Raw genomic sequence first — 3,497 nt, forward strand, 5'->3', positions numbered from 1 at the left:
GCTCTGCGATCGCACTGCTTTAAATCATAAAAAATGGCCATTCAAGCTAATATTAGGCCGAATTTGGGGTTAAATCTGCTCTTTACTCTATAATTCTACACGCTTAGTGAGAATGAAACAGCCCTGCTCCCAGGAGGGGGAGTAGGGGAGTGGGGGAGTGGGGGAGAAGTAAACATAAGAATAATTAACATCATTCGCGAGCTAAAATTACCATGGAAAGTGATTTTAGTTGTGGTGATTAGTTGACAACTGAAGTATTGCCCAAGTATAGCAATAATGCATGGGAATTGGTATTAGACTGATGTAAATTTTGAGTATACTGATTAGCATGACTAAAGTATAATTGCAACCTTGATAGATTAAATCTTGATTTTTCCAAAAAATTGATTGTGGAATAGTATTAATAATTAATTGAAGTTTTTGTTGAGATAGTTGTAATTCTTCCTGGGATTTTATTCTATCCCTAATTTATACTGTTAATTTATTGTTAATTGCCTTTAGTTTTTTCGGGCTAGAAAGTTCTAATAACTTGGATATTAATGGTATTAAAGTTCCTGCTGTGAATACTGATATTCCCGCAGTTATTGCTTTAACGATAGCCAATAGATGGGATGCCAGAGAGTCCAAATTGCCATTAATAACAATTTGATAAATGTTTGCTACAAATAGTTAGGCTATTTCTTAGGAGTCAACCCACCCGCGCGCCCCTCCCAGGAGGGGAACTCAGTCAGACGGAGTCACACGGGAATTGCTTCAATACCAGTTTTTAGGTCGTAAATTCTCTTTTTCTCTTGGTGCGCTACCAGGTGCGACTGGCCTCGTCGCGGGGTCGCACCGCTCTCTTGGTCGATGGTCGGCCAGCGAGGTTCCCTCGCCATCCCACCCAACGGGGAAGCTCCGAAGAGCTACCGCTTTGTCAAAGGAACATTTCATGCAAAATCTTTTGATCGCACTTATTATTTGTAACATTCTTTTTTCAAATTTGTATAAGTAGGTCATTCCACAGGCAACAATAAATGCACTACAGCGCTTTTCGCTCTTGATGAACCACATCTTCACAAGCAAAATCCTGTAGGGACGTTCCATGGAACGTCCTTACTGTGGTATACCCAAATGAAAACCGCTGTAAACAAGACAAATATTTTTGGATAAGGTACATCCTGTCGCTTCTGAATGAAATAAATTAAAGAAATAGGGATTGAAAAGTAAGCTAAGATAATGAATAAATCTGATAGCCATCCTAATCCTGATTGCCAAAGATAATAATGTCCGTGAGGAATATAGTTTCATGTACTCCAAATATTTGATAAGAACTCCATATAACTTGCCTCTGTTCATAAATTATTCAATTCTTTAGTTTTAACTTGTTTAATATTAGCTTGATTCTATTTATTTGTTTTTTATTTTAAAGTGATATATATAGTAGTTTTAGTGCGAATTATATGATCATAATAAATATATCAAATATTATATAGCAATTCTATTTCAGTTGTGAAAAATATCTTTATAATTTAGGGAATAGGCAACAAGGAATAGAAGTAAAAGTTTCAGAGTTTTGATATATTCTGATATTTTTTACAAATGATTTATGATTGCTATAGTATAGATAAATATATAATATGATTAATTGTTGCCTATTTTAGGAGTTAAACTAAATAATGTCCATTGAAATTGACACCGAATTGCAAACAGCTGTAAATAAACGGCGTAACTTTGCGATTATTTCCCATCCTGATGCGGGTAAAACTACTCTGACAGAAAAACTTTTGTTGTATGGAGGTGCTATTCATGAAGCTGGTGCAGTAAAAGCTAAAAGAGCGCAGCGTCATGCTACTTCTGACTGGATGGAAATGGAACAACAACGGGGTATTTCTATTACCTCAACAGTTTTACAATTTGAATATCAAAACTGTCAAATTAACCTCTTAGATACTCCCGGTCACCAAGATTTTAGCGAAGATACATATAGAACTTTAGCTGCAGCAGATAATGCTGTAATGTTAGAAGATTCTGCTAAAGGTTTAGAACCTCAAACTCGCAAATTATTTGAAGTATGTAAGATGCGAAAACTACCCATTTTTACATTTTTTAATAAGATGGATAGACCAGGAAGAGAACCTTTAGAACTCTTGGATGAAATAGAAAAAGAATTAGGTTTAAAAACATATCCTGTAAATTGGCCTATAGGTATGGGCGATCGCTTTAAGGGAGTTTTTGATAGGAGAAAGAAACAAATTCATCTGTTTGAGCGTAGTGTTCATGGTAGTAAGGCTGCAAGAAATACGGTAGTAAGTTTGGGCGACCCTCGAATCGAAGAATTACTGGAGCAAGACCTTTATTACCAACTTAAAGAAGATATAGAATTGCTGGAAGAATTGGGTTCTGATTTAGATTTAGAAGAAATACATAAAGGTGAAATGACACCTGTATTTTTTGGCAGTGCGATGACTAATTTTGGGGTGCAATTATTCTTAGATGCTTTTTTAGAATATGCTCTAAAACCGGGTACTCATAAAAGTACTGTAGGTGAAGTTTCTCCTACTTATCCAAACTTCACTGGATTTGTGTTTAAATTGCAGGCTAATATGGATCCGAAACACCGAGATAGGGTGGCTTTTATTCGGGTTTGCACGGGAAGATTTGAAAAAGATATGACTGTTAGTCATGCTAGAACAGGTAAAACAGTTCGATTATCTCGCCCGCAAAAGTTATTTGCTCAAGATAGAGACTCTATTGAAATTGCTTATCCCGGGGATATAATTGGTTTAAATAATCCAGGAGTATTTGCTATTGGAGATACTATTTATAATGGCAAGAAATTAGAGTATGAAGGTATCCCTTGTTTTTCACCAGAAATATTTGCTTATTTAAGAAATCCTAATCCTTCTAAATTTAAGCAATTTCGGAAAGGAGTTAATGAGTTACGAGAAGAGGGTGCTGTACAAATTATGTACTCTGCGGATGAGGCAAAAAGAGACCCTATTTTAGCCGCTGTTGGGCAACTTCAATTGGAGGTTGTTCAGTTCCGAATGAAAAATGAATATGGGGTTGAAACTAATTTGGAAATGTTGCCTTTTAGTGTGGCGCGTTGGGTTAATTCTGGTTGGGATGTACTGCGACAAGTTGGCAGGTTATTTAATACTGTGGCTGTAAAAGATAGCTGGGGACGACCTATTTTGTTGTTTAAGAATGAGTGGAATTGTCAACAGGTAGAGTCTGAGCATCCAGAGTTAAATTTGAATACTACAGCACCTGTTGTTTCTGGTCAGGAACCAGAATCTTTGTAGGCATAAGGAATAAGGAAAAATAGCTTCAATTTAAAAGGGAATTTTCAACTCCTATTTTTGATAGATAGCTACCAATTTTCCAATTTATCTAATGTTGGCATTTATACCCGCGCTCTCCCGAAGGGGAGCGTCGTATGGGAATGCCAACCCATGCTATAATAAAACTACGAGCGTGTTAGTAATAGGTCGAAAACATTGAAAGCCAGATAT

Annotated in this window: 3 protein-coding genes; 2 read left to right on the forward strand and 1 reads right to left on the reverse strand. The window is 36.3% G+C overall.

The window, feature by feature from the left end:
• Positions 1-484 precede the first annotated feature (484 nt).
• Positions 485-649: a hypothetical protein gene (locus tag F6K23_RS40000; protein ID WP_293166701.1), complete on the forward strand. Its 165-nt coding sequence runs from the start codon at positions 485-487 to the stop codon at positions 647-649.
• A 104-nt stretch (positions 650-753) separates the two neighbouring features.
• Here the strand turns inward: F6K23_RS40000 and F6K23_RS40005 are convergent, their stop codons facing one another.
• Positions 754-969, reverse strand: coding sequence for a hypothetical protein (locus F6K23_RS40005; RefSeq protein ID WP_293166703.1), 216 nt, complete (start codon positions 967-969; stop codon positions 754-756).
• 689 nt (positions 970-1,658) lie between these two features.
• Here F6K23_RS40005 and F6K23_RS40010 point away from each other — a divergent pair.
• Positions 1,659-3,287 carry a peptide chain release factor 3 gene (locus F6K23_RS40010; protein WP_293166704.1) on the forward strand — a complete coding sequence of 543 codons (1,629 nt, stop codon included), beginning with the start codon at positions 1,659-1,661 and terminating at the stop codon, positions 3,285-3,287.
• Positions 3,288-3,497 lie beyond the last annotated feature (210 nt).

This window comes from Okeania sp. SIO2C9 (assembly GCF_010672455.1).
Lineage (GTDB): Bacteria > Cyanobacteriota > Cyanobacteriia > Cyanobacteriales > Microcoleaceae > Okeania.

Excerpts from the sequence above, each read along its gene's own strand:
- F6K23_RS40005 (WP_293166703.1), bottom strand. The coding sequence starts at position 969 with ATGTTACAAATAATAAGTGCGATCAAAAGATTTTGCATGAAATGTTCC.
- F6K23_RS40010 (WP_293166704.1), top strand. The coding sequence starts at position 1,659 with ATGTCCATTGAAATTGACACCGAATTGCAAACAGCTGTAAATAAACGG.